The following is a 22,692-nucleotide window of genomic DNA, read 5'->3' as shown; positions in this document are numbered from 1 at the left end:
TCGCCGTCGCCCGATCGTCGCGCACCGGCGGCGCGCTGGCAACGGCGCGCCGCGCTCCGCGCGCGTTTGCCGGCCGTCGATCCGCCCGCCCGACTACCGTCGGCGAGTCACCGGCGGGACCCCCGGCCGGCGGGTCAGGCGCCGGGGAGGACCTCGGGGGCGGGCGCGCCGGCGTAGTAGGGCTCGGGGGCGCCGAAGAGGCCGAGCAGGCCGGTCACCCAGAGCTGCCGGTGCACGAACCGACTCGGCTCGGTGACGACGAGCTTGACGCCGCTCACCTCGGCGGTCTGGAAGCCGGCGACCATCGCGCTGATGCCGACGGAGTCGATGAAGGTGACGAGCCTCATGTTGAGCTCGATCCGGTTGGGGCGCCCCTTGGCCAGGACCTCGGCGATCGCCTCGCGCACCTCGTATGCGGTGTCGACGTCGATCTCGCCCCGGGGGGCGATCTCGATGACACCACCGGGCATAACCGACTTCACGATCGACAGGCTCACGCGAGCACCTCCACTCGCCCGTCCGACGGGCGCCTCATCAGTACGCGGGCCGCGACCGAGAGTATTCCTCCGACGGCCTCGGTCGCCACCCCTCGGGATGAGCAATTCGCGGATGAGGGCGCACCAAGTCGCCCTAATCCGGACTTTTCACTTCTTGTTCACCCAACGATCAGCTGCCGCTGACGCGTCGCCGACCCAGGGTAGCCGTCTCCCGCCGGCACCGCCCGGCACCCGAACTTCCTGGCGTGGCCCGCCCCGCTACCGCCCGCGGGTTGCCCGTCCTGCCTAGCATCGGCCCGGAGAACGGGCGCCACGACGAAAGGACGATCGATGATCAGGAGACTCGCCGCGCTGGCCGGTGTCGGCGCGTTGCTGGCCCTCGTACTGGCCTGCGGCTTCGGCGGCGGTGACGATGACGACGACGATGACGACGACTTCGCGCGCGGCGTGACCGCGGTGGTCACGCTCCGCTGACGCACGGCGAGGGCCCCGCCCGGTGACCGGGCTCGCCCCGCGTCCGCGCGGGTTTGCGGAGGCGTCCGGTTGGGCACAGGCGGAACGAGCGAACCATGACGCGCCGGTGAGACGCCGAAGTCCGAAGTGGCCGCCGGCTTCGGCCCGAGGAGGTAACCCACCATGTTCGGTACCAATCTGCTGGATCGTCGCAGCAAGCCCGAGCGGATCGCGGACCAGGCGTGGCAGAACCTGGTCTCGGCGGTCAGCTCCGCGGGCGACAGCGTCCGCGACACCGCCCGATCGGCCCGCCGCGGCGGTTCCGGCCTCGCCGACGAGGCCGGCGACCTGGTGGGCTCCGCGGCGGACGAGGCGCGCCGCCGGGCCACCCTGGCCTTCGACGCGCTCGCCGGCCGCCGCCCCGCGCTGCCCTGGACTCTGTTGATCGGCGCCGCGCTGGTCGGCGCGGCGATCGGTTGGGCCGCCGGCACCGCCGCGCGGGCCGCCGGCAGCCGGGACGACCGGGCGGCGGACGACATCGAGTTCGTCGACGTGGACCGTCCCAACTCCCCCGTCGGCCTCGACGGCTGACTCACCCCGACCTACGGGCACACCGCGCGGGCCCCGGTCGACCCCTGAGGGTCGGCCGGGGCCCGCGCCGTACCTCCCGGACAGGGCACAGCCACCCGGGTCGGGTGAGGGTCGCTCACCCCCGCCCGCGCCAGGATCGGTCCCGGCGGGCCCGTGTGCACAGGCAGCTATCCCGTGAGGAGTGACAGATGGCCATCGAGACGATCACCCGTACCGACCAGGACATCCAGTCCGCCGTCCTCGACGAGCTGACCTGGGAACCCCGGGTGCGACCGCACGAGATCGGCGTGACCGTCTCCGAGGGCGTGGTCACGCTGACCGGTCGGGTCGACAGCTACGCCAAGAAGTGGGCCGCCGAACGGGCGGCGCACCGGGTCGCCCGCGTCCGGGCGGTCGCCAACGACCTCGCGGTACGCATCGGCACCGGCGCCGAACGCGCCGACCCGGACATCGCGGCGGCGGCGGGGCACGCGCTGGAGTGGGACGCCTTCGTCCCGCTGGAGCAGCTCGACGTGACGGTCTCGCAGGGCTGGGTGACGCTGCACGGCGAGGTGGACTGGGAGTACCAGCGCCGCGCCGCCGAACGGGCGGTGGCCCGGCTGACCGGCGTACGCGGGGTCAGCAACGGCATCACCGTCCGCCCCGCCATCCGGCCGGACGGGCACGCCCTGGCCGCCCGGATCGTCGACGCGCTGGCCCGCAACCGGGCCACCGAGGCGGAACGGATCACCGTCCGGGTGCACGGCGACACGGTGGTGCTCGGCGGGCTGGTCCACTCGATGCCGGAGCGGGCGGAGGTGGAACGCACCGCCTGGTGTGCCCCGGGCATCCGGGAGGTGCAGAACCACATCGCGGTCGCCCCCGTGCTGGCCTGAGCCGCCGTGCCCCGGTCGGCCCCCGACCCCGGCGGCGAGGCCTCCGACGTGGCCCGACGGGCACGCGGGCCGAACCACCCGGGCGGGGTGAGCCGCCCTCACCCCGCCCCGGGCCAGCCTGGGAGACATGACTGATCCGAAGGGGTCGACCCGTGCCGGGCGCGCCGCGCCCGGGTCCCGCCCGCCGGCCACCCGGCCCGGCGCCGCACGCCTCCGGCGGGCGGACGACGGCCGGCTGCTCGCGCCGGAGCGCCTCGGCACGGATCGGCGGGTGACGACCGGATGACCACACCACTGCAGGTCACCGCCCGCCTACGGACCCCGGTGACCGAGCACGACCACGTCCGCGGGCCGGTGGACGCGCCGGTGACGATCGTCGAGTACGGCGACTTCCAGTGCCGGTTCTGCGGGGCCGCGTACCAGAACCTGCGGGAGGTGCTACGGCAGCGCGCCGAGACGGTGCGGCTGGCGTACCGGCACTTCCCGATCACCAACATGCACCCGTACGCCGAGCACGCCGCCGAGGCCAGCGAGGCGGCCGGGCGGCGGGGACGGTTCTGGGCGATGCACGACTGGCTCTACGAGCACCAGGACCAGCTCGACCCGGTGCACCTGTCGCTCGGCGTCGCGCAGCTCGGCCTGCCCGCCGACGAGGTCAACGCGGAGGTGGAGCGGCAGGCGCACGGCGACCGGGTACGGCGGGACTTCGTCGGCGGCATCCGCAGCGGCGTCGAGGCCAGCCCGACCCTGTTCGTCAACGGGGTCCGCCACGACGCCGGCTACGACCTCGCGGACCTCCTGGCCGCGGTCGACGCCGCCGCCAACCCCTGACCCACCCGCCCACGCGGTCAGATCAGGTGGAGGTCGCGGGCGCGGCGGACGGCTTCGCGGCGGCGGGTGGCGTCGAGCTTGCGGTAGATGTTGCGCACGTGGGTCTTGACCGTGTTGACCGACAGGGACAACTCGGCGGCGATCTCCACGTTGGACAGGATGCTCTGCAGATAGCGCAGGATGGTCAGCTCGCGCTCGGTCAGCGGCTCGTCCAGCGCCGCCGGGCGCTGGTCCGCCGAAGTCCGGTCGGGCGGCGTGTCGGCGCCCCGGACCAGGTCGCTGACGGTCGGCCAGTGGGCGGTGCCCGCGTCGAGGTGGGCGGCGAGCAGGTCCCGGACCCCGGGTTCGGCTCGGGTGAACGCCCGCCGGAATCCCTCCGGGCCCGCCAGGTCGAGGGCCCGCTCCAGCACCCGTCCGGCCCGCCGGTCGTCGCCCGCCCGCCGCGCCAGCACCGCGTCCAGCACCGCCGCGTCCAGGCGTACGGGCAGCGGCCAGTCGGCCGCCCCGGGCGCCTCCCAGTCGGGCAGCGCGTACCCGGCGGCGCGCGGGTCGCCGGCGCGCAGCTCCACCCGGGCCAGCGCGATCGCCAGCGGCGGGTCGGCCCCGTCCCGGACCCGGTCGGCGAGCAGGTGCCGGGCCGTGTCCAGGTCGCCCCGGATGCCGCGCAGGTCCGCCTCGGCGGCCAGCAGCCAGGACGCCAGCTCGGCGGCCCGCGGCCGGTCGGCCAGCCGCTCCCGGGCCTCGGCCAGCGCCCGGTGCGCACCGGGCAGGTCGCCGGCGTCCCGCAGCAGGCCCGCCCGGCACAGCGCCGCCGTCGCCGCCACGGTCGACTCGCCCGTGGCCGGCGCGGCCAGCGCCAGGTGCGCCTCCGCCTCCTCGGGTTGGTCGCGGTGCAGCGCGACCAGGGCCAGCGCCAGGTACCCGTGCGCACAGTCCTCCCGGCACGACCAGCCCCGGCACGGCGGCATGGCCAGGGCGTCCCGGGCCAGCGCCTCGGCGGTCCGCAGCTCGCCCCGCACGGCGTGCAGGAGCGCCGCCCGGCTGGCGCACACCAGCTCGGTACGCGGCCGCCCCGCGTCCCGGGCCGCCGCCAGCGCCCGGGCGAAGGCGGACCCGGCGGCGGCCAGGTCGCCGTCGGCCAGGTCGGCCAGCCCGAGCGCGGTGCCGGCGACGGCACGCACGTCGGCGTCCTCGACGGCGTCGCCGCGCGGCTCGACCGGCAGTGCCGGCCCCGGGGCGAGCGGCCAGGCGGCGGTTCCCAGCCGCTCCCGGCCGGTCGGGGACACACCGGTCGGCCCGCCCGTCGCGAGCACGCCGGTCGGGCCGCCGATGGGCCCGCCCGTTGTCGGCACGCCGGTCGGGGGCACACCGGTCGGGGATGCGTCCGTCGCGGGAGCGCCGGTCGCCGGTGGCGAGGACGGAACCGTCGAGCCCGGCGCGGGGCGGCCGGCGAGCAGCCGGGCGGCGGCGGCGCGTACCGCCTCGGGGTCGCCGGCCAACCGGGCCAGGGTGACCTCCAGCGCGGCGACCAGCCGACGGAACCGGTCCCGGCGCGGCGCCGGCAGCGACCGGGCGGCGTCCACGGCGGCGCGCAGGTGCCCGGTGGCCGCGGTCGCGTCCCCGGCCCCGGCGCGCTCGGCGGCGCAGGCGAGCGCCAGCTCCGGGTCGCGCCGCACGGCCTCCGGCGGCGGGGGGGCGGGCGCCGGTCCCCCGGGCTCGTCCCGGTCGTACGGGACCAGCTCCGGCCAGCGGGTGACGAACAGCTCGGTGGCCCGGTCCCAGTCCCCGCCGGCCAGCGCGTGCCGCAGCCCGTCGGCGGGCCGCCCGTTGTCGGCGTACCAGCCGGCCGCCCGCAGGTGCAGGTCGCGCAGCTCGTCGGCGGGCAGCCGGCCCAGCTCGGCCCGCAGCAGGTCGGCCAGCAGCGGGTGGCAGCGGTACCAGGGCGGGCGGCTGTCGTCGCTGCGGAGCAGCCCGCCGTCGCCGGCCAGGGCCGCCAACGCCTGCTCGCCGTCGGCCCGCCCGGTGAGCGCGTCGACGAGCCCGGCGCAGACCGCGTCGGCCACGGCGGAACGCCGCAGCACGTCCCGGGCCTCCGGCGCCAGCCCGGCCAGCACCTCCTCGCGCAGGTAACCGGCGACATCCGGCTGGTCGCCGCCGAACTGCTCGGCCCAGCGGGCCGGGTCGGGCTGCCCGCGCAGCGCCAGCGACGCGAACCGCAGCGCCGCCGGCCAGCCGCCGGTCCGCTCCCGCAGCCGGCGCACCCCGGCCGCCGGCAGCGTCACCCCGTGCGCGGTCAGCAGGTCGGCAACCTCGTCGCCGGTGAAGGCCAGCTCCTCGGGACCGATCTCGGTCAGCTCCCCGGCCAGCCGCAGCCGGTGCACGGCCAGCGGCAGCCCGCCACGCGCGCCGACCACCAGCCGCAGCCGCTGCTCGGCGTGGCGCAGCAGGAAGTCCAGCCCGGTCAGCGCCGCCGGGTCGGTGATCCGGTGCAGGTCGTCCAGGACCAGCAGCACCGGCCGTTCCCGGGCCGCGAGGGCCGCGGCCAGCACCTCCAGCTGGTCGGGGCGGGGCGAGCGGTCGGGCACGGGCGGACCCGGCGCGTCGTCGGCGGGATCGGCGGCCGCGCGCAGCGCCGCCGCCAGGTAGGACCAGAGCCGGTCCCCGTCGTCGCCGGCCTCCACCGACACCCACGCCGGCAACGGCCGGACGGGCCCCGCCGGGGCTTCCGCCGCGCCGAAGTCGCCGGGGCTCGCGCCGGACGCCACCGTGTCCCGGGCGCCCTCGGCCGCGGCCGTCACCGGCCCCTCCCCCGTCCGGCCCGGGTGGCACCCGGCCTCCCCGGCAGCCCGGAACCAGGAGGCGAGCAGCGTCGTCTTGCCCCACCCCGCCGGGGCGCAGACCAGGGTGACCGGGCCGGCCGTCCCCGCGTCCAGCGCCCGCAGCAGCCGGGGCCGCAACAGCAGCGGCTCCGGCGGCGCGGCCGGGCTCAGCCGGGACGCCAGCAGCGGCGCCCCCGCCGGCCCGCCCGCGACCGCGACGACCCCGGTGTCCCGTACGTGCTCCGACATCCGGCCCCACCCCCACGGACGCGTCCACTCCCCAGGCCATGCGGCGGGCGGTTACCCGGCCGGGCCCGGTTCACCCCTTCGGGGGGAGCCTGCGTCACCCGGGCCACGGCGACCCTGGTGGCACGCGGGCGACCGGCCGCGCCCGACGGCGCGCGACCCGGGGGGCCGGTGGGACGGAGGACACCGAGGTGGACGCGCGAGGACGGAGGGACCGGTGGGACGCATCGCGGGGATGGCCGGAGCCGGGCTCGCCCTCGCCACGGCGGCCGGGGCGGCGCTGCGGGCGCTGGCCGTACGCCGGCAGGGACGGACCTGTCCCCGTGCGGCCGGAGCCGACCCGCGGCCCGCGCGCTGGCAGGTGGTGACCGTCGACCGCGCGCCCGGCGAGGTGCTGCCCGGCGGACGCTGGCCGGAGCCCCTGCGCCGGCTCGGCGGCGCGGTGCAGGTGGAGCTGCGCCCGGCGCCCGGCTGCCGGGGCACGGAACTGGCCGCGCGGCCGCTGGCCGGCGCGACCCCCACCGGACTCGCCGCCCACCTCGTCGGCGACGATCCGGGGCTGCTGATCCGCCAGGCGCTGCGGGAGGTCAAGCAGCTCGCCGAGACCGGCGAGGTGCTCCGCGCGGACCGCTCCGCCGTCGACCGACCGGCGTCGTGGGTGGCAGACTCGGCGGATGCGTGAGCAGCGGGCGTACGACGTCGTCCTGTTCGGGGCCACCGGCTTCACGGGCGGGCTGACCGCCGAGTACCTCGCCCGCCACGTCCCGCCCGGGTTGCGCTGGGCCCTCGCCGGGCGCAACCCCGGCAAGCTCGCCGCCGTCCGGGACCGGCTGGCCGCGATCGACCCGTCCCTGGCCGGGCTGCCCCTGCTCACCGCGGACGTCACCGATGCCGCCTCGCTGCGGGCGGTGGCCGAGAGCGCCCGGGTGGTGGCCACCACCGTCGGCCCGTACGTCCACCACGGGGAGCCGCTCGTCGCCGCCTGCGCCCGCGCCGGCACCGACTACCTGGACATCACCGGCGAACCGGAGTTCGTCGACCTGATGTACGTGCGCCACCACGACGAGGCGGTGCGCACCGGGGCGCGGCTGGTGCACGCCTGCGGCTTCGACTCGGTCCCGCACGACCTGGGCGTCTGGTTCACGCTCAGGCACCTGCCGGCCGGCGTGCCGATCACCGTCGACGGCTTCGTCCGGGCGGGCGGGCGGTTCTCCGCCGGCACGTACCACTCGGCGCTGCTCGCCTTCTCCCGGCGGGCCGAGACGTCCCGGGCGGCGCGCGAGCGCCGGCAGGTCGAGCCGCGCCCGACGGGGCGGCGGGCCCGCGCGGTGCCCGGGCGGGTCGGCCGCGACAGGGCGCTGGGCATGTGGACGGTGCCGCTGCCGACCATCGACCCGCAGGTGGTACGCCGCTCCGCCGCCGCCCGCCCCGAGTACGGCCCGGACTTCCGCTACCGGCACTTCGCCGCCGTGAAGCGGCTGCCCACGGTGCTGGCGGGCGCGGTCGGGCTGGGTGGCCTGGTCGGCCTGGTGCAGCTGCCGCCGGCCCGGCGCTGGCTGCTCGGCCGGCTCGCCGCCGGGCAGGGGCCGACGCCGCGGCAGCGGGCGAAGTCCTGGTTCCGGGTCCGGTTCGTCGGCACCGGCGGCGGCCGGCGCGTGCTGACCGAGGTGGCCGGCGGCGACCCCGGGTACGACGAGACGGCGAAGATGCTCGCCGAGTCCGCGCTCTGCCTGGCCACCGACGACCTGCCGGCCACCTCGGGCCAGGTCACGCCGGTGACCGCGATGGGCGACGCGCTGCTGGACCGGCTGGTGCGGGCCGGGATGACGTTCCGGGTGCTCGACGAGCCCCGCTGACCCGTGGGCCCCGACCGACCGGCCGACGTGACCGGCGACGAGGCCGGACACGACCGGCGGCCCGGGCGGTCGGTGGCTTGACCCTCGACCAGGTTGAGACGACAGGATCACCGCCGTGGAGAGCGACCTGCGCAGCATCGGCGAGCTGGCCCGGGCCAGCGGGCTGACCGTGAGCGCCCTGCGGTTCTACGACTCGGCCGGGGTGCTGACCCCCGCCCGGGTCGACCCGGTCACCGGCTACCGCTGGTACACCGGCGACCAGGTGGCGCCCGCCCGGCTGGTGGCCGGGCTGCGCCGGGTCGGCATGCCGGTGGCCGAGATCGCCGCCGCGCTGCGGTCCGCGCCCGCCGAGGTGCACCGCCTGCTGGACGCGCACCTGCGCCGCCTGGAGGACGGCCTCGCCGACGCCCGCCGCGAACTCTCCCGGATCCGTACGCTGATCGATCCCGAGGAGCGCCCCATGGCCACCCGCCTCGTCCTGTCCCGTGTCGACCTGGCCGCCGCCGTGGACGCGGTCCGCTTCGCGGTCGGCACCGACCCCGACCTGCCGGTGCTGACCGGCGTGCTGTTCGACGCCGACGGCGACGGCGTACGGCTGGTGGCGACCGACCGGCACCGGATGGCCCTGGCCCGGGCGGCCGGCCGGGTCGACGGGCCGCCGGCGCGGGTGCTCGCCCCCGTCGCCTTCGTCGACGAGGCGCGGGCCCTGCTCGACACGGGCGCGGGGAGCACCCCCGAGGCACGCCTGACCGTGGCCGGCGGCGCGATCTCGGTCTCCGTCGCCGGCCGTACGGTCGACGCCGCCGTCCTGCCGTACGACTTCCCGGACTACGCCCGCCTGCTGCGCGCCGCCCCCGGCGACGGGCCGGCGCACCGGCTGACGGTCGACGCCGCCGCCCTGCGGTCGGCCCTGACCAGCGCCGACGCCCCCGTCGTCAGCCGGCGGCACGACGGCGCCCCGCTCGCCGTGACCGTGCTCGGGCCGGACGGCCGGGGCGGGGTGCGGCTGCTCGGGGCCGACGAGCTGGCCGGGGAGGAGGACGCGTTCCGGGTCGGCGTCAACGGCGACTACCTGCTCCAGGCCCTCGACGCCGCCGGCCCGGGGCAGTTGCTGCTGGAGCTGGACGGCCCGATCGCGCCGCTGGCCGTCCGCCGCCCCGACGACGCCGACGCCTTCTCCATCCTGATGCCGATCCGGCTCTGAGGTGTAAGGAAGGGTCCCTTGCAATCGCCTGGCGATTGCAAGGGACCCTTCCTTACACGAGGGCGAGCACGTCGGGCTCGCGGGTCGCGCCGCGCGGGGCGGTCGTGGGGGCGGCGGGCGGTGTCCGGCCCGGCCCGGGGCGCGACCGGGCCGCGACGGTAGCATCGGTGGGTCCACCTGACGTCCGGACGGAGGCGTACGGAGCAGCATGCTCGACATGGAGTTGATCCGGAAGGATCGCGAGGCGGTGGAGACCGCGCTGGCGAAGCGACTGGATCCCGCCGAGGTCACCCGCGCCCTGGACGAGATCCAGCGGCTCGACCAGGAACGCCGTGCCCTGATCAGTGGGATCGACGCCGAGCGGCAGCGCCGCAAGGCCGAGGCGCGCGCGTACGCACAGGCGAAGCGGGCCGGCACCGAGCCGCAGGTGACCGCCCCGGAGGCCGAGCGCAAGCAGCTCGCCGAGCTGGAGAGTCAGCTCGACGAGGTGCAGACCCGGCTGCGCGACCGGATGAGCGAGCTGCCCAACCTCCCGGCCGACGACGTGGTCGGCGGCGGCAAGGAGGCGAACCGGGTCGTCAAGACCTTCGGTGCGCCGCCGGCCATCGAGAAGGTCCGCGACCACGTGGAGCTGAGCCGCGCGCTGGGTCTGGTCGACCACGAGCGCGGCGTGAAGCTCGGCGGCTCCGGCTTCTGGATGTACACGGGCCTGGGCGCCCGGCTGGAGTGGGCGCTGGTCAACTGGTTGATCGAGCGGAACATCGAGGCCGGCTACGAGTTCCTGCTCCCGCCGCACCTGCTGCTGGACACCGCCGGCTTCGCCGCCGGCCAGTTCCCCAAGTTCTACGACGACGTCTACCACCTGGACCGGCAGTCCGCGCCGCGCGGGCAGTTCCTGCTGCCCACGGCGGAGACCGCGATCCTCGGGGCGTTCCAGGACGAGATCCTGGACACCGCGAAGCTGCCGCTGAGGGTGTTCGCCTACACCCCGTGCTACCGGCGCGAGGCGGCCGGCTCACACTCGGACGAGCGCGGCACGGTGCGGGGCCACCAGTTCAACAAGGTGGAGATCTTCCAGTTCACCCTGCCCGAGCAGGCCGACGCCGCGCTGGAGGCGATGGTCGGCCACGCGGAGAGCCTGGTCGAGGCGCTGGGCCTGCACTACCAGCGCACCCTGCTGTCGGCCGGCGACGCCAGCGCCGCGATGCGGAAGACCCTCGACATCGAGGTGTGGATGCCGAGCACGGGCAAGTACAAGGAGGTCTCGTCGGTCTCCTGGGGCGGCGATTACCAGGCCCGCCGGGCGGCCATCCGCTACCGGGAGCCGGGCGGCAAGCAGACCCGCTTCGTGCACACCCTCAACGGGTCGGCGCTGGCCACCAGCCGCCTGTTCCCGGCCATCCTGGAGCAGTTCCAGCAGCCCGACGGCTCGGTGCTGGTGCCGGAGGTGCTCCGCGACCGGTTGGGCACCGACCGCCTCACGCCGGCCCGCTGACCTTCGGCCCTCGCCCCCGCCTCGCGTCTGCCGCGGGCGGGGGCGACTCGGCCGTGGCGAGCCGCGGTGCCGCCCGCACGGACGGCGCGACTGCCCTTCACTTCACGACAACACAGTGACGCATGTGCATGCGTTGACAGTCACTGCAACGCGCTTGTAATCTTTCGGAAACTTTCAGACCGGGCTGCAACTTTCCGGCAGCATCGGGCCCTCCCCCGGCCCGCCGCCGCCCCGCCCCCGCACCCCGTCAGGAGTCCTCCGATGCAGAGACGTCGACGTCTGTCGGCGATCGTCGCCCTCGGCGTGATCGCGGGCCTGATCGTCCCCACCGCCGCGACGGCGCCCCCGGCGGCCGCGGCCCCGGCCGGCAGCAAGAAGGTCATCGCCAACCTCTTCGAGTGGAACTGGGCCTCGGTGGCGACCGAGTGCGGGACCACCCTCGGCCCCCGGGGCTACGGCTGGGTCCAGGTCTCCCCGCCCCAGGAACACGTCCGGGGCTCGCAGTGGTGGCTGGCCTACCAGCCGGTCAGCTACCGGATCGAGTCCCGCAAGGGCACCCGCGCCCAGTTCAAGTCGATGGTCGACGCCTGCCACGCCGCCGGGGTGAAGGTGATCGTGGACGCGGTGGTCAACCACATGTCCGGGCAGGACAACGGCGGCACCGGGTGGGCCGGCTCGTCGTACGGCCACTACGACTACCCCGGGATCTACCAGACCCAGGACTTCCACCACTGCGGTCGCAACGGCGGCGACGACATCGCCAACTACAACGACCGCTGGGAGGTGCAGAACTGCGAGCTGGTCAACCTCGCCGACCTGAAGACCGAGTCGGACTACGTCCGGACACGGATCGCCGGCTACCTCAACGACCTGCTCTCGCTCGGCGTCGACGGCTTCCGGATGGACGCCAGCAAGCACATGCCGGCCGCCGACATCGCCGCCATCAAGGGCAAGCTGTCCCGCCCGGCGTACCTGGTGCAGGAGGTCATCCACGGGGCCGGCGAGCCGATCCAGCCGGGTGAGTACACCGGCAACGGCGACGTGCACGAGTTCCGCTACGGCAAGGACCTGGCCCGGGTCTTCCGCTCCGAGAAGCTCGCCTACCTGCGCAACTTCGGCGAGGGCTGGGGGCACCTGCCCAGCGGCTCGGCGGCGGTCTTCATGGACAACCACGACACCCAGCGCGACGTGGGCGGCGTGCTGACCTACCGCGACCGGGGCATCTACGCGCTGGCCAACGCGTTCATGCTCGGCTGGCCGTACGGCTCCCCGACGGTCATGTCGAGCTATACGTTCAGCCAGCGCGACCAGGGCCCGCCCTCGGACGGCTCGGGCCGGACCCTGGACACCACCTGCTACTCCGGCTGGGAGTGCGAGCACCGCTGGCCGGTGATCGCCAACATGGTCGGCTTCCGCAACGCCACCGAGGGCGCCGGCGTCGCCAACTGGTACGACAACGGCAACAACCACATCGCCTTCAGCCGCGCCGGCAAGGGCTATCTGACGGTCAACGACGAGGACCACGCGATCACCGGCCGGTCCTACCACGCCGGGCTGCCGGCCGGCCGCTACTGCGACGTCATCCACGGCACCTTCGCCAACGGCACGTGCAGCGGGCCGGTGATCACTGTGGACGGCAACGGCTGGTTCGCCGCGAACATACCCGCCCACGACGCCGTCGCCATCCACGTCGGCGCCCGGCTCAGCTGACCCGCCACCCCACCGACGGCCCCCGCCCCCGGTCGACTTTCCGGCCAGGGCGGGGCTTCGTCGCTCCCCACCCGTTACAGTGACTTTGTGCGTTTTGACCGAATGATCCGGCGACGGGCGGGCCTGCTGGCCGTCGCCGTGGGCGTACCCCTGCTGCTGGCGGCCGTCGGGGCCACGGGCTGGGCACTGACCTACCGCACGCCCTCCGCACCTCCGGTCGTCGCGCCGCCCACGCCGACCGTCGCCGCGCCGAGCAGCGCGGCCCCGACGCCGGAGCGGGTGCCCGTCGCCGCGCCCGCGCCCGACGACCTGCCGGTGGTCGACTACGACCCGGCACCCACCGGATTCCCGGCCGACCCGGACACCCTGGACACCACGCCGCTGACCGAGGGCCTGCACCCGACCCGCGAGATCGCCGCCTACACCGCCCCCGGCGGGCGGCCGCTGGCCTTCCTCGCCCCCACCATCAACGGCGTTGAGCTGACCATGCCGATCGCCCAGCGGCGCGCCGGCTGGACGGCCGTGCTGCTCCCCTCGGCCAACCGCACCCTCGCCTGGCTGCCGCCCGGCGGCTTCACCACCGTGCCGCTGCGCGACCAGCTCGTGATCGAGCGCAGGCCGCACCGGCTGACCTGGTACCGCGCCGGCCAGGCCGTCCAGTCCTGGGAGATCAGCCTCGGCCAGCGCGGCCAGGAGACCCCGCTGGGCCGGACCTTCGTCCTCGGCCGCACCCCGCCGCCGCAGGACGTGTACGGGGGCGTGGACATCTTCGCCCTCGGCGCGGTGCCCGACGACCCGGAGTCGGTGCCGGCCAGCCTGCGCGGGGCGCACATCGGCATACACAGCTGGTACCACGACGGCGAGCTGGGCAAGAAGACCACCAACGGCTGCATCCGGCTGACCAAGAGCGGGCAGCGGAAACTGCTGGCCGAGGTGCGCCCCGGCACCGAGGTGGTGGTGGTCGACGAGCTGCCCACCCCACCCCCGACGGCCTGACGGCATCGACGCCGCCCGCACCGAACGCAACCGTCCGGACGAGCGCTTCCGGTAGCAGAAGTTCACCACTGCCTGCTTCCGACCCTGTCAGCTCGGGGCTTGCGGTACCTGCGTCCAGAGGCCCCGAGCCGACAGCTCACTCGGTGTGGAGCACCTCGGCGATCGTGAGCCGGGCCGCGCCGCGGGCCGGGACCAGTGCACCGAGGAGCGCGATCACGACGCCAGCGAGGGCCATGAGCGCGAGCGTCGGCGCCTGCCACACCTCCAGCACCGAGTGTGGGATGGCGATCCGGGCCGCGTCGGCGGTGGTCGGCACGATGTACCTGTGCGCGACGATCCCCAGGGGGATGCCGAGCACACCGCCGGCCGCGCCGACGACGGCCATCGACGTCAGCACCATCGTGACGACCTGGCGCGGCGTCATCCCGATCGACTTGAGCATGCCGAGGTCGCGGCGGCGTTCTCGGACGTTGAGCACGACCGTGTTGAAGACGCCGAGGGCCGCGACGGTGGACAGCAGTAGCGAGAGCACCGACGAGAAGCCGATCACGGTCACCGCGAAGTCGCTGAGCTGGGAGGTGTCCCACGCGTCGATCCCCGGGTCGGCCGCTTTGACCGCGGCGACGTACGCCGCGACGTTGCCACCGGTCTTGAGCTGGACCTGGTAGTACACCTCGTGTGGTTTGACGGCGCGGTCCGGTGCGAGTTCGGTGAGGACGCGCCAGTCCACGAACATGCCGGGCGGTCCGGGCGCGCCGTCCATCGTCTCGCCGATCACGGTCAGCACCGTCCGCCGTCCGCCAAGCTCCAGGGTGAGCTTGTCTCCGACGTTCAGTCCGCGCTCACGCATGAGTTCCGACGGCACGACTGTCTCGTGCACCCGCGTCATCCAGCGTCCGGCGGTGAGCTCGTCCTGGTACCCCATCGACGAGTAGTCACCGCGGACGAAGTTGACGGTCAGCGGCTGGGTCTGCCCGAGGGCGGGGACCGGCAGTCTGAAGACGGGGGTGACCCGGGCGACGTCCGGCAGCCCGCGCAGCAGCTGCTCGACCTGGGCGTCGGTCCGAGTGGTGGTGGCCTGCGGCCCCGTGGGCGGCAGCTGACCTTCGGGGGCGATCCGCGTCCGGCCGTCTGACGGCCGGACCCCGATCTGTCCCGAGGCCCGGTCTTCGATCGTGGAGATCCGGGTCAACGTGTCGGCCAACCCGGTCGCGAACGTCACGGTGGTCACGCCGAGCAGGACGGCCACGACGGTGAAGGCGGTCCGGCCCGGTCGCGCGAACGGCAGGCCCAGCCCGAGGGTGACCGGACGCGACAGCCGGACACCGGCGAGCCAGCGCTGGATCCGCGTCCCATGCCCGGTCCGTGGGGAGCTGCCGGCGCTGATCGCCTCGGCGGCTGACAGCCGGTGTGCCCGGACGGCGGGCACGAACGCCGCCAGGGCGACGAGTGCCGGCACGCCGCCCAGCCCGGCGGCCCAGATCCAGACGCCGACGTTGATGCCGACGTCGAGTCCGAGGCCCTGGAACCCGTCGCTCAGCAGCGGCTGGGCGGCGAGGGTGCCGACGACGGTGCCGAGGACACAGCCGATGAGGGCGGGTACCGACACCATGACGAGGTAGACGGCGACAACCTGGCGTGGTGTGAATCCGAGCGCCTTGAGGATCCCGATGTGCCGGAAGCTGGAGACGACCGCGCCGCTGACCACGTTGCCCACGATGACGACCGCGACGATCAGTCCGAGCATGCCGAACGTGGCGAGGAACGGCACGTACACGCCGATGTCCGAGGCGACCTTCTCCTTGACGACGAGATACGGCTGCGCGGCGATCAGCGCGCCCGCCGGCAGGCTGGCCGTGACGGCGGCCAGGTCGGCGTGGACAGCGGGCTTCGTCGACACGTCACCGGTGAACCGGTAGAGCATCTGGGCCGACGTGGGGTGCAGCGCGGTCATCTGTTCCGGTGACACCCAGGCGTCAGCGGTCTGGCTGAGACTGTGAGCCCGGCCGACGACGGTGTACCGCTTGCCGCCGAGGGTCATTTCTCCGCTGTCCGGCGGGAATCCCCTTGGGTCGGCGCCGGGATCGGGCTGGTTGAGGACGATCTCACCGGGGGCTGTGGGCCAGCGCCCCTGCCAGAGGTCGAGACGGTCCACCGAGCCGCCCGGGTCGGCGCGTCCCACGACGGTCAGCGGACCCCGTGGGCCCGGCCCGCCGCCCTCGGTAAGGTCGAGCGTTACCTGCCCGAACGGTCCCGCCGCGGCCGCCACGCCGGTTCGCTGGCCGGTGAGCTGCGCGTCGTTGACCTTGGCGAGGTCGTACACGGCGATCGCGTGTGGCCCCTGCTGCCTGGCGAAGGCGCGGTCGAACGGCGCCGAGGACGCCTCGAGCAGCGCCAGCGCCACGACGATCGTCGTGGTGGAGAGCAGGACGACCAGGCCGATGACGAACGTCTGCACCCGGCGTCGCCGGACTGCGGCCCGCGAGGCCCGCCACACGGCACTCATGCGCGTTCCAGACTGCGTTCGCGGGTGATCCGCCCGTCGGCCAGTTCGACCACACGGCTGGCACACCGCGTCGCGAGCCGCTCGTCGTGGGTAACGATGAGCAGGGTCTGTCCGATCTGGTTGAGGTCCAGCAGCAGGTCCATCACCTGCTCGCCGGAGCGGCTGTCCAGGGCACCGGTCGGCTCGTCAGCGAGCAGCAGTGCCGGGCGGTTCATCAGGGCCCGGGCCACCGCGACGCGCTGGCGCTCGCCGCCACTGAGAGCCGCCGGATACGCGTTACGCCGGTCGGCGATGCCGAGTTCGTCGAGCAGTTCCATGGCCCGCTTGCGTGCCGGGCCCGCCTTGGTACCGGTCAGCTGGGCGGCGAGCGCCACGTTGTCGATCGTCGACAGGTCGTCGAGCAGGTTGAAGAACTGGAAGATCATGCCGATCCGGTGCCGCCGGAACAGCGCCAGCTTCGTTTCGTCCAGCCGGCCCAGCTCCTCGTCATGAACGCGCACCGACCCGGATGTCGGCCGGTCCAACCCGGCGATCATGTTCAGCATGGTGGACTTGCCGCAGCCCGACGGGCCCATCACCGCCACCGCCTCACCGGTGCGGATCTCGAGCGACACGCCGTCGAGGGCGGTCGTGTCGCCGTACTCTTTGCGGACTTTGTCCAGCCGTACGACGCAGGTGTCAGTGGTCATGGCAGCACGCTATGGCCGCGGGTAGCGCCCGGCCGTCGGTCCCGGGATGTAAACCGTCGGGGCTGTCATCCCAGGGATGTACCCGGCTGGACACCGGGGATGATGTGGCGCCGATCCGCGTTTGCGAAGATTCTTGGGTGGGATTGGGGGCGGTGTGGCTGGTCGGCGCGCTCGTCGCAGCCTGCGCGACCGCGGTATGGCTCGGTATCGCACTCGTCCGGGCCCGGCGCGAGCACCGTCGGGCGCTGGAGGAGCGGGGCTGGCTCCTTGAACGGGAGCGGGAGAGCGCGGCCCGGACCGCGGTCGACGCCGAACGTGCCCGCATCGCCCGGGAACTGCACGACATCGTCAGCCACAACGTGAGCCTCATGATCGTGCAGGCCGCCGCCGCACGCGAGGTGCTCGCGACCATGCCCGAGGAGGCCGCAGCGGCGCTGTCGGCAGTGGAAGGCGCCGGAAGGACCACGATGACCGAGCTGCGGCATCTGCTCGGCCTGCTGGCACCCCCGGCGGACGGCGCCGATGGCACGGACGGAGCCGATCTGGCACCGCAGCCCAGCCTGAGCAGGCTCAGCCCATTGATCGACCGAATCGCGTTCGCCGGCCTGCCGGCAGAGGTGCGCATCTCCGGTGAGCCCCGGCCACTGCCGTCCGGGATCGACGTCACCGCATACCGCATCGTCCAGGAGGCACTGACGAACGCGCTGAAGCACGGCGCCGGAGGCAAGGCGGAGGTGACGATCCGCTACGCCGAGCACTCACTGCGGGTGGAGGTGCTCACCACGGGCCCCAGCGTGCTGACGGGCGACCAGCCTGCCCCGCGCGCCGGAGACGGCGCCGGGCGAGGATTGCTGGGGCTGCGACAGCGCGTCGCGGTCTACGGTGGCGATCTCGACGCCCGCCGGCGGCTCGGCGGCGGATACCGGGTCCGCGCCCGCATCCCGGTGGAGCACCCGTGAAGGCCCAGCCCGCCCCTGCCAGGCCGCCCGGGCCGGCGCCCTTGCCCTCGCCGCGTGTGCTCATCGCCGACGACCAGGAGCTGATCCGCACCGGCTTCCGGCTGATCCTCACCGCCCGCGGCATCGACGTGGTCGGCGAGGCCGCTGACGGCGTCGAGGCGGTGGCGGCCGAGCGGCGGCTGCGCCCCGACGTCGTGCTCATGGACATCCGCATGCCGACGATGGACGGGCTCGAGGCAACCCGACGCATCCTGGAGTACGGCCCCCGCTGCCGGGTGCTCATGCTCACCACCTTCGACCTCGACCGCTACGTCTACGCCGCCCTGGCACTTGGCGCCAGCGGCTTCCTCCTGAAGGACGTCACCGCCGACCACCTCGCCGCCGCCGTACGCCTCGTCGACACCGGCGACGCCCTCCTCGCGCCCTCGATAACCCGGCGGCTCGTCCAGCGCTTCGCCGGCGCGGACCAATCGGCCGGCGACGGACCGACCCCCGCCATCCACCGGGATCTCGCCGCGCTGACGCCGCGCGAGCTGGAAGTGCTGACTCTCCTCGGCCGCGGTCTCTCCAACACCGAACTGGCCCAGGCGCTGACCCTGAGCGAGGCGACGGTGAAGACCCACGTGGCGCGGATCTTCGCCAAACTCGCCCTTCGCGACCGTGCGCAGGCGGTCGTCCTGGCCTACGAGACCGGCCTCGTCACGCCCGCCGAAACCTGATCATGCCCCGCGCGTGTGGGACGGACGGCGTGGTCGGAAACGGTCGCTATCGGCGGGCCTGCGGGCCTCGATATCAAGGCGGCGCCCGCACCGCCAAGGACGCACAGCGTGCGCGGTGACTGCTGAGTGGCTGCCGAGCGACACGGAGCCACCGTCCTGCACTACGACGGCGACCTCGACCTGATCACCGCGATTACCGGCCAGCCCACGACCTGGGTGGTTCCGGCCGGCACCGCCGACTGACGCGGAGCAGCCACCCTACTCGGCGTCAACCGCCCCCGGTGCAGAGCGGCACGTCGGGGATGGTCTGCGAGCGTTTCACGATGTCCCACAGGAACTCGCTCTCCAGGTCGGCCTTGAACTTGGGCCGGCCGGGAAGGCGATCACCGATGAGCTTCCCCAACTCGCCGTCGATGTTGATGCCCATGCCGAAGCCGCCCTTGATGACCAGGTCGACCCGGGTGCACCGGGCCAGCGGAGCGCCGAACGCCGAGCCGTTGGTCACCCCCGCCGCGAACCGGAACTTCGCGTACGGGCCGGCGGAGGCCCCGGGCACCCCGAAGCCCAGCGAGAACTTGAACTCCGGCGCGATCACGAGCCCGCTCGGGCCGAGCGTGATGCCGCTGATCGAGTCCATCATGCTCGTGATGACGCTGAACGTGGGCACCAGCGGCGTGCCCGACTGCATGCCGAGCGCTCCCACCAGCCCCCACTTGCCGGACGCGGTGAGCGTCGAGTTCTTCCCGGTCAGCGCCGTCTCGACGACCAGCTTCACCTTGCCGACCAGCACCATCGGGAGGCCGTTGACCATGATCGGTTTGTTGAAGATCTCGGCCGGCACCTCGAGTTTCACCTTGGAGTTGCTGTCGGTGCCGCCGCCGAGCCCGGCCTGGAGCTTGACCTCCAGCGACTCGAGGCCGTGCAGGGCGACGACCGGGTTGGTGACCATGGTCCCGCCGGTCAGGGCGACGTCCGTGGCCAGCCGCAGCGTCTTGAAGCCGAGGGTGATGTCGGCGCCGAACTTCAGGTGACTGCCTTCCTTGCGGTACACCGAGACGGTCAGCCCCTTGGCGTCGAGCGCCGTCGTCACACCCCAGTCGTTGAGGGCGACGTCCAGCTTCTCCTTGGCCGGCGACGGCAGCTTCTGGTCCGACCCGGCGATCTTCCCGACCGGCTGTTGTGGCACCGTCACGGCGGCGAACCGGTGCGCCGCGGCTCCCGCGCCGAGGCCCGGCTCGCGGACGACGCCCGCGCCGCCGGCCGTGGCGAACACGGTCGTCGACTGCCGCGCACCCCGGGCGGGCATGCTGACCGGCCGCAGGTCGGTGTCGGCCCGATCCGGGGTCGCAACGGTGCCGGGCAGGTCCGGGATCTCCTGGATGCCGATGCTGTCGGTGCCGATGTCCGCGACGTCGATCGCGGCGTCGACCTTGATCCGGCCGTCGCGGATGACCTCCTGCGGCTGCACCGGCACGAGCGTGACCGCGACGTCGCCGCCGACCCGCTCCTTCGCCGCGACCCGGCCGACCGCCCGCGAGGTCAGGAACATGACCTCACCCACGTCGAGGTCGCCCAGGCCGCGCACGCCGCCGTCGATCGTCCAGACCAACCCGTCGCCGCTCACCGACCGGACGGCCGCCGCGCCGCCGTCGACCACGACCACGTCCGGCTGGTACGTGAACCCGGACGGATCCTTCGCCGGGGACTGGCCGTAGCGGGCCGTCAACTCGGGCGACTCCCCGGCGGTCGAGGTGCCGCCCGGGGTGGACGAGCAGCCGACGAGCGCCACGCAGCAGGTGACCGCGAGCGCGACACGGGCCCTGGTGGCGCCACGACCCGGCGCAGCCGGGAACAGTCGAAGCGTCATGCCGCGACGCTAGGCGCTGGCGCGCGCCGCGTAATCGGTCGTTTCCCTATCCTTCGAGCCCCTGATCAGCGGGGACGCTGCTCCCCCGCGTCTGTGAGCTGTCGGCGCCGGATTCTCCGGCCGGACCCACCGTCGGCACGTCGACCGGCGGAAGCTGGCGCGGCAGAGGCTGGCGCGGCTGTCCGGCCAGCTTCCGCCACAGGAACTCACACGTCAGCGCCCAGATGAAGGCGCGCTGCTCGCTGTTCGACGCCGCGCCGTGCCCGCCTTCGACGTTCTCGTAGTAGGACACGTCGTGGCCGTGCTCCCGCAGCCGGGCGGCCATCTTGCGGGCGTGCCCGGGATGCACCCGGTCGTCGCGGGTCGAGGTGATCAGCAGGACCGGCGGGTACGCCGACCCGCCACTGACGTTGTGGTACGGCGAGTATTCCCGCAGGTAGGCCCAGTCGGCCGGCTCGTCCGGGTCGCCGTACTCGGCCATCCACGAGGCGCCGGCCAGCAGCCGGTGGTAGCGCCGCATGTCCAGCACCGGCACGCTCGCGGCGACCGCGCCGAAGAGCGACGGATAGCGGGTCAGCATCACCCCCATGAGCAGCCCGCCGTTGCTGCCGCCCTCGATGCCGAGCTGCGCCGGCGTGGTGATCCCGCGTGTCACCAGCTCGGCCGCCACCGCCGCGAAGTCCTCGTACGCCCGGGGCCGGTTCTCCCGCAGCGCGGCGCGGTGCCACCGCGGGCCGTACTCCCCGCCGCCCCGGATGTTCGCCACCACGTAGGTGCCGCCCCGGGCCAGCCATCCCCGGCCGATGATTCCGCTGTAGTGCGGGGTCTGGGAGATCTCATACCCGCCGTACCCGGTGAGCAGCGTCGGCCCGGCGGGCGCCTGCGGATCCCCCACCACGAAGTACGGCACCCGCGTGCCGTCGGCCGAGGTGGCGAAGAACTGGCGCACCGTCAGGCCCTCCGCGTCGAAGAACGCCGGCTCCCGCTTGAGGGTCTCGACCGGGCCGCCGACGTGGCCGAGCCGAAGCGTCGCCGGCCGGAGGAACCCCTCGGAGGCGAGCAGGTAGGCGTCGCTGTGGTCCGGGTCGGTCCGCACGATCCCGCTGTGGTCGAACTCCGGCACCCCCGCGAGCGGCTCCCGCCGCCACCCCGTCCCGTCCGGCGTCAGCACCTCCAGCCGGCTCCGCACGTCGGTGAGGGTGGCCAGGATCAGGTGGTTGCGGGTCCAGGAGTGGTCGCTCAGCGCCGTGCGGTCGTCCGGTCGGAAGAGCACCGCCAGCTCGCGCTCCCCGGCGAGGAAATCGTCGAACCGGGTCACCAGCAGGGCGCCCGCGGGATGGGTCGTCCCGCCGACCGCCCACGGCGAGCGCAGCCGGATCAGCAGCCACTCCCGGCGTACGTCCCACTGGGCGTCCTCCGGCACAGGGATCCGGATCCGCTCGCCGGCCGCCGTCAGCAGGTAGTTCTCCGTGCGGTAGAAGTCCAGGCTGCGGCCCACGAAGTCGCGCTCGAACCCGGGCGTCGGGTCGTGCGAGGCGTACACGGCGACGTCGTCCGCGGAACCCTCGTAGACGACATCGGCCTCGCTCAGCGGCGTGCCCCGCCGCCACCGTCGGACGGTGCGTGGGTGGCCGGAGGCGGTCAGCGAACCGGGCCCGAAGTCGGTGCCGACGTAGACGTGATCCGCGTCGATCCAGCAGACGTCGCTCTTGGCCTCGGGCAGCGTGAAGCCGTCCTCGACGAAGGCACGGCGGGCCAGGTCGAACTCGCGCACCACGACCGCGTCCGCGCCGCCGCGGGACAGGCTGACCAGACAGCGCCGGTAGTCGGGCCGCAGAACCGTCACCCCGCTCCAGACCCAGTTCTCGCCCTCCTCGGCGGCCAACGCGTCGACGTCGAGCAGCACATCCCACTCCGGCTCGGGCCGGCGGTACTCGTCGAGCGTGGTCCGCCGCCACACCCCGCGCGGGTGCGCCGCGTCGGTCCAGAAGCCGTAGTAGAAGCCGTCCCCACGCCACCCGGGATAGGGAATGCGGTCCTCGGCGTCGAGCACCTGCCGTAATTCGGCCCGCAGCGCGGCGAACGCCTCGCCGCCGGTCAACGCGGCGACGGTCTCCGCGTTGCGGTCCCGCACCCACCGGACCGCGTCCGCCCCACCAAGATCTTCCAGCCAGAGGTACGGATCGTCGCTCTCAAGGGTCAGGCCCGCCACCCTCGCAACTATCCCGACGAGCGACCCTCATCCATGCCCAGATGTCGGCATGGCGACTCAAGCCATCCAGGGGTGTGACGTGCCTTCCGCCCCTGTCCCCGGACCGGCGTCGACATCGAGGATCTTCATCCCCTGGGGCACCGGCCCCTTCGGTGATCAGCACCGGC

Annotated in this window: 19 protein-coding genes; 13 read left to right on the top strand and 6 right to left on the bottom strand. The window is 74.2% G+C overall.

Annotated features, from left to right (window positions below; all coding sequences use genetic code 11):
* Positions 1 to 134 precede the first annotated feature (134 nt).
* A complete protein-coding gene (locus ACZ6Q9_RS28975; protein ID WP_393263176.1) occupies positions 135 to 497 on the bottom strand; it encodes an STAS domain-containing protein in 363 nt (120 codons plus the stop codon).
* A gap of 330 nt (positions 498 to 827) precedes the next feature.
* On the opposite strand from ACZ6Q9_RS28975, the gene ACZ6Q9_RS28970 reads away from it, so the two are divergent.
* From ACZ6Q9_RS28970 to ACZ6Q9_RS28950, 5 genes are all read left to right on the top strand, one after another.
* Complete coding sequence (locus ACZ6Q9_RS28970; protein WP_350707704.1) at positions 828 to 971, top strand: hypothetical protein; 144 nt, start codon at positions 828 to 830, stop codon at positions 969 to 971.
* A gap of 162 nt (positions 972 to 1,133) precedes the next feature.
* Positions 1,134 to 1,541, top strand: coding sequence for a hypothetical protein (locus ACZ6Q9_RS28965; RefSeq protein WP_350707703.1), 408 nt, complete (start codon positions 1,134 to 1,136; stop codon positions 1,539 to 1,541).
* 188 nt (positions 1,542 to 1,729) lie between these two features.
* Positions 1,730 to 2,416 carry a BON domain-containing protein gene (locus ACZ6Q9_RS28960; protein WP_393263178.1) on the top strand — a complete coding sequence of 229 codons (687 nt, stop codon included), beginning with the start codon at positions 1,730 to 1,732 and terminating at the stop codon, positions 2,414 to 2,416.
* 127 nt (positions 2,417 to 2,543) lie between these two features.
* Positions 2,544 to 2,702: a hypothetical protein gene (locus tag ACZ6Q9_RS28955; protein WP_393263180.1), complete on the top strand. Its 159-nt coding sequence runs from the start codon at positions 2,544 to 2,546 to the stop codon at positions 2,700 to 2,702.
* Positions 2,699 to 3,247 carry a DsbA family protein gene (locus tag ACZ6Q9_RS28950; protein ID WP_393263182.1) on the top strand — a complete coding sequence of 183 codons (549 nt, stop codon included), beginning with the start codon at positions 2,699 to 2,701 and terminating at the stop codon, positions 3,245 to 3,247. Before ACZ6Q9_RS28955 ends, ACZ6Q9_RS28950 begins: the two co-directional genes overlap by 4 nt.
* Before the next feature lie 17 nt (positions 3,248 to 3,264).
* Here ACZ6Q9_RS28950 and ACZ6Q9_RS28945 read toward each other — a convergent pair whose 3' ends face one another.
* The gene (locus ACZ6Q9_RS28945) at positions 3,265 to 6,315 is read right to left on the bottom strand and encodes a winged helix-turn-helix domain-containing protein (RefSeq protein WP_396829175.1); all 3,051 of its coding nucleotides are present in this window, start codon (positions 6,313 to 6,315) and stop codon (positions 3,265 to 3,267) included.
* 232 nt (positions 6,316 to 6,547) lie between these two features.
* On the opposite strand from ACZ6Q9_RS28945, the gene ACZ6Q9_RS28940 reads away from it, so the two are divergent.
* The 6 genes from ACZ6Q9_RS28940 to ACZ6Q9_RS28915 all read left to right on the top strand — a co-directional run bounded on the left by ACZ6Q9_RS28940 (position 6,548) and on the right by ACZ6Q9_RS28915 (position 13,573).
* Entirely contained in the window at positions 6,548 to 6,994 is a 447-nt protein-coding gene (locus ACZ6Q9_RS28940; protein WP_393263325.1) for a hypothetical protein, read from the top strand.
* A complete protein-coding gene (locus ACZ6Q9_RS28935) occupies positions 6,987 to 8,168 on the top strand; it encodes a saccharopine dehydrogenase family protein (protein WP_393263185.1) in 1,182 nt (393 codons plus the stop codon). Before ACZ6Q9_RS28940 ends, ACZ6Q9_RS28935 begins: the two co-directional genes overlap by 8 nt.
* Before the next feature lie 127 nt (positions 8,169 to 8,295).
* Positions 8,296 to 9,372, top strand: a complete 1,077-nt coding sequence (locus tag ACZ6Q9_RS28930; protein ID WP_393459610.1) for a DNA polymerase III subunit beta family protein — start codon at positions 8,296 to 8,298, stop codon at positions 9,370 to 9,372.
* A gap of 208 nt (positions 9,373 to 9,580) precedes the next feature.
* A complete protein-coding gene (gene serS / locus ACZ6Q9_RS28925) occupies positions 9,581 to 10,867 on the top strand; it encodes a serine--tRNA ligase (RefSeq protein ID WP_393459468.1) in 1,287 nt (428 codons plus the stop codon).
* A gap of 261 nt (positions 10,868 to 11,128) precedes the next feature.
* Positions 11,129 to 12,577, top strand: coding sequence for an alpha-amylase (locus ACZ6Q9_RS28920; protein ID WP_393459471.1), 1,449 nt, complete (start codon positions 11,129 to 11,131; stop codon positions 12,575 to 12,577).
* A gap of 87 nt (positions 12,578 to 12,664) precedes the next feature.
* Positions 12,665 to 13,573, top strand: a complete 909-nt coding sequence (locus ACZ6Q9_RS28915) for a L,D-transpeptidase (RefSeq protein ID WP_393459474.1) — start codon at positions 12,665 to 12,667, stop codon at positions 13,571 to 13,573.
* A 136-nt stretch (positions 13,574 to 13,709) separates the two neighbouring features.
* Here the strand turns inward: ACZ6Q9_RS28915 and ACZ6Q9_RS28910 are convergent, their stop codons facing one another.
* Entirely contained in the window at positions 13,710 to 16,079 is a 2,370-nt protein-coding gene (locus tag ACZ6Q9_RS28910) for an ABC transporter permease (RefSeq protein ID WP_393459477.1), read from the bottom strand.
* Positions 16,076 to 16,768 carry an ABC transporter ATP-binding protein gene (locus ACZ6Q9_RS28905; protein WP_393459480.1) on the bottom strand — a complete coding sequence of 231 codons (693 nt, stop codon included), beginning with the start codon at positions 16,766 to 16,768 and terminating at the stop codon, positions 16,076 to 16,078. Before ACZ6Q9_RS28905 ends, ACZ6Q9_RS28910 begins: the two co-directional genes overlap by 4 nt.
* A gap of 152 nt (positions 16,769 to 16,920) precedes the next feature.
* Here ACZ6Q9_RS28905 and ACZ6Q9_RS28900 point away from each other — a divergent pair, with 152 nt between their 5' ends.
* The gene (locus tag ACZ6Q9_RS28900; RefSeq protein ID WP_396829174.1) at positions 16,921 to 17,727 is read left to right on the top strand and encodes a sensor histidine kinase; all 807 of its coding nucleotides are present in this window, start codon (positions 16,921 to 16,923) and stop codon (positions 17,725 to 17,727) included.
* A gap of 41 nt (positions 17,728 to 17,768) precedes the next feature.
* Positions 17,769 to 18,446 carry a response regulator gene (locus ACZ6Q9_RS28895; RefSeq protein WP_396829173.1) on the top strand — a complete coding sequence of 226 codons (678 nt, stop codon included), beginning with the start codon at positions 17,769 to 17,771 and terminating at the stop codon, positions 18,444 to 18,446.
* A gap of 268 nt (positions 18,447 to 18,714) precedes the next feature.
* On the opposite strand, the gene ACZ6Q9_RS28890 is transcribed toward ACZ6Q9_RS28895, so the two are convergent.
* Both ACZ6Q9_RS28890 and ACZ6Q9_RS28885 read right to left on the bottom strand, forming a co-directional pair.
* Positions 18,715 to 20,313 (bottom strand): hypothetical protein, encoded by a 1,599-nt coding sequence (locus tag ACZ6Q9_RS28890; RefSeq protein ID WP_396829172.1) that lies wholly within the window; start codon positions 20,311 to 20,313, stop codon positions 18,715 to 18,717.
* Between the two features lie 46 nt (positions 20,314 to 20,359).
* Positions 20,360 to 22,525: a prolyl oligopeptidase family protein gene (locus ACZ6Q9_RS28885; protein WP_396829171.1), complete on the bottom strand. Its 2,166-nt coding sequence runs from the start codon at positions 22,523 to 22,525 to the stop codon at positions 20,360 to 20,362.
* Positions 22,526 to 22,692: the final 167 nt, after the last annotated feature.

The organism is Micromonospora sp. NPDC049139, from assembly GCF_055586845.1.
The sequence above is the reverse complement of the archived record's forward strand: the minus strand, read 5'-3'. Positions and strand labels throughout refer to the sequence as shown.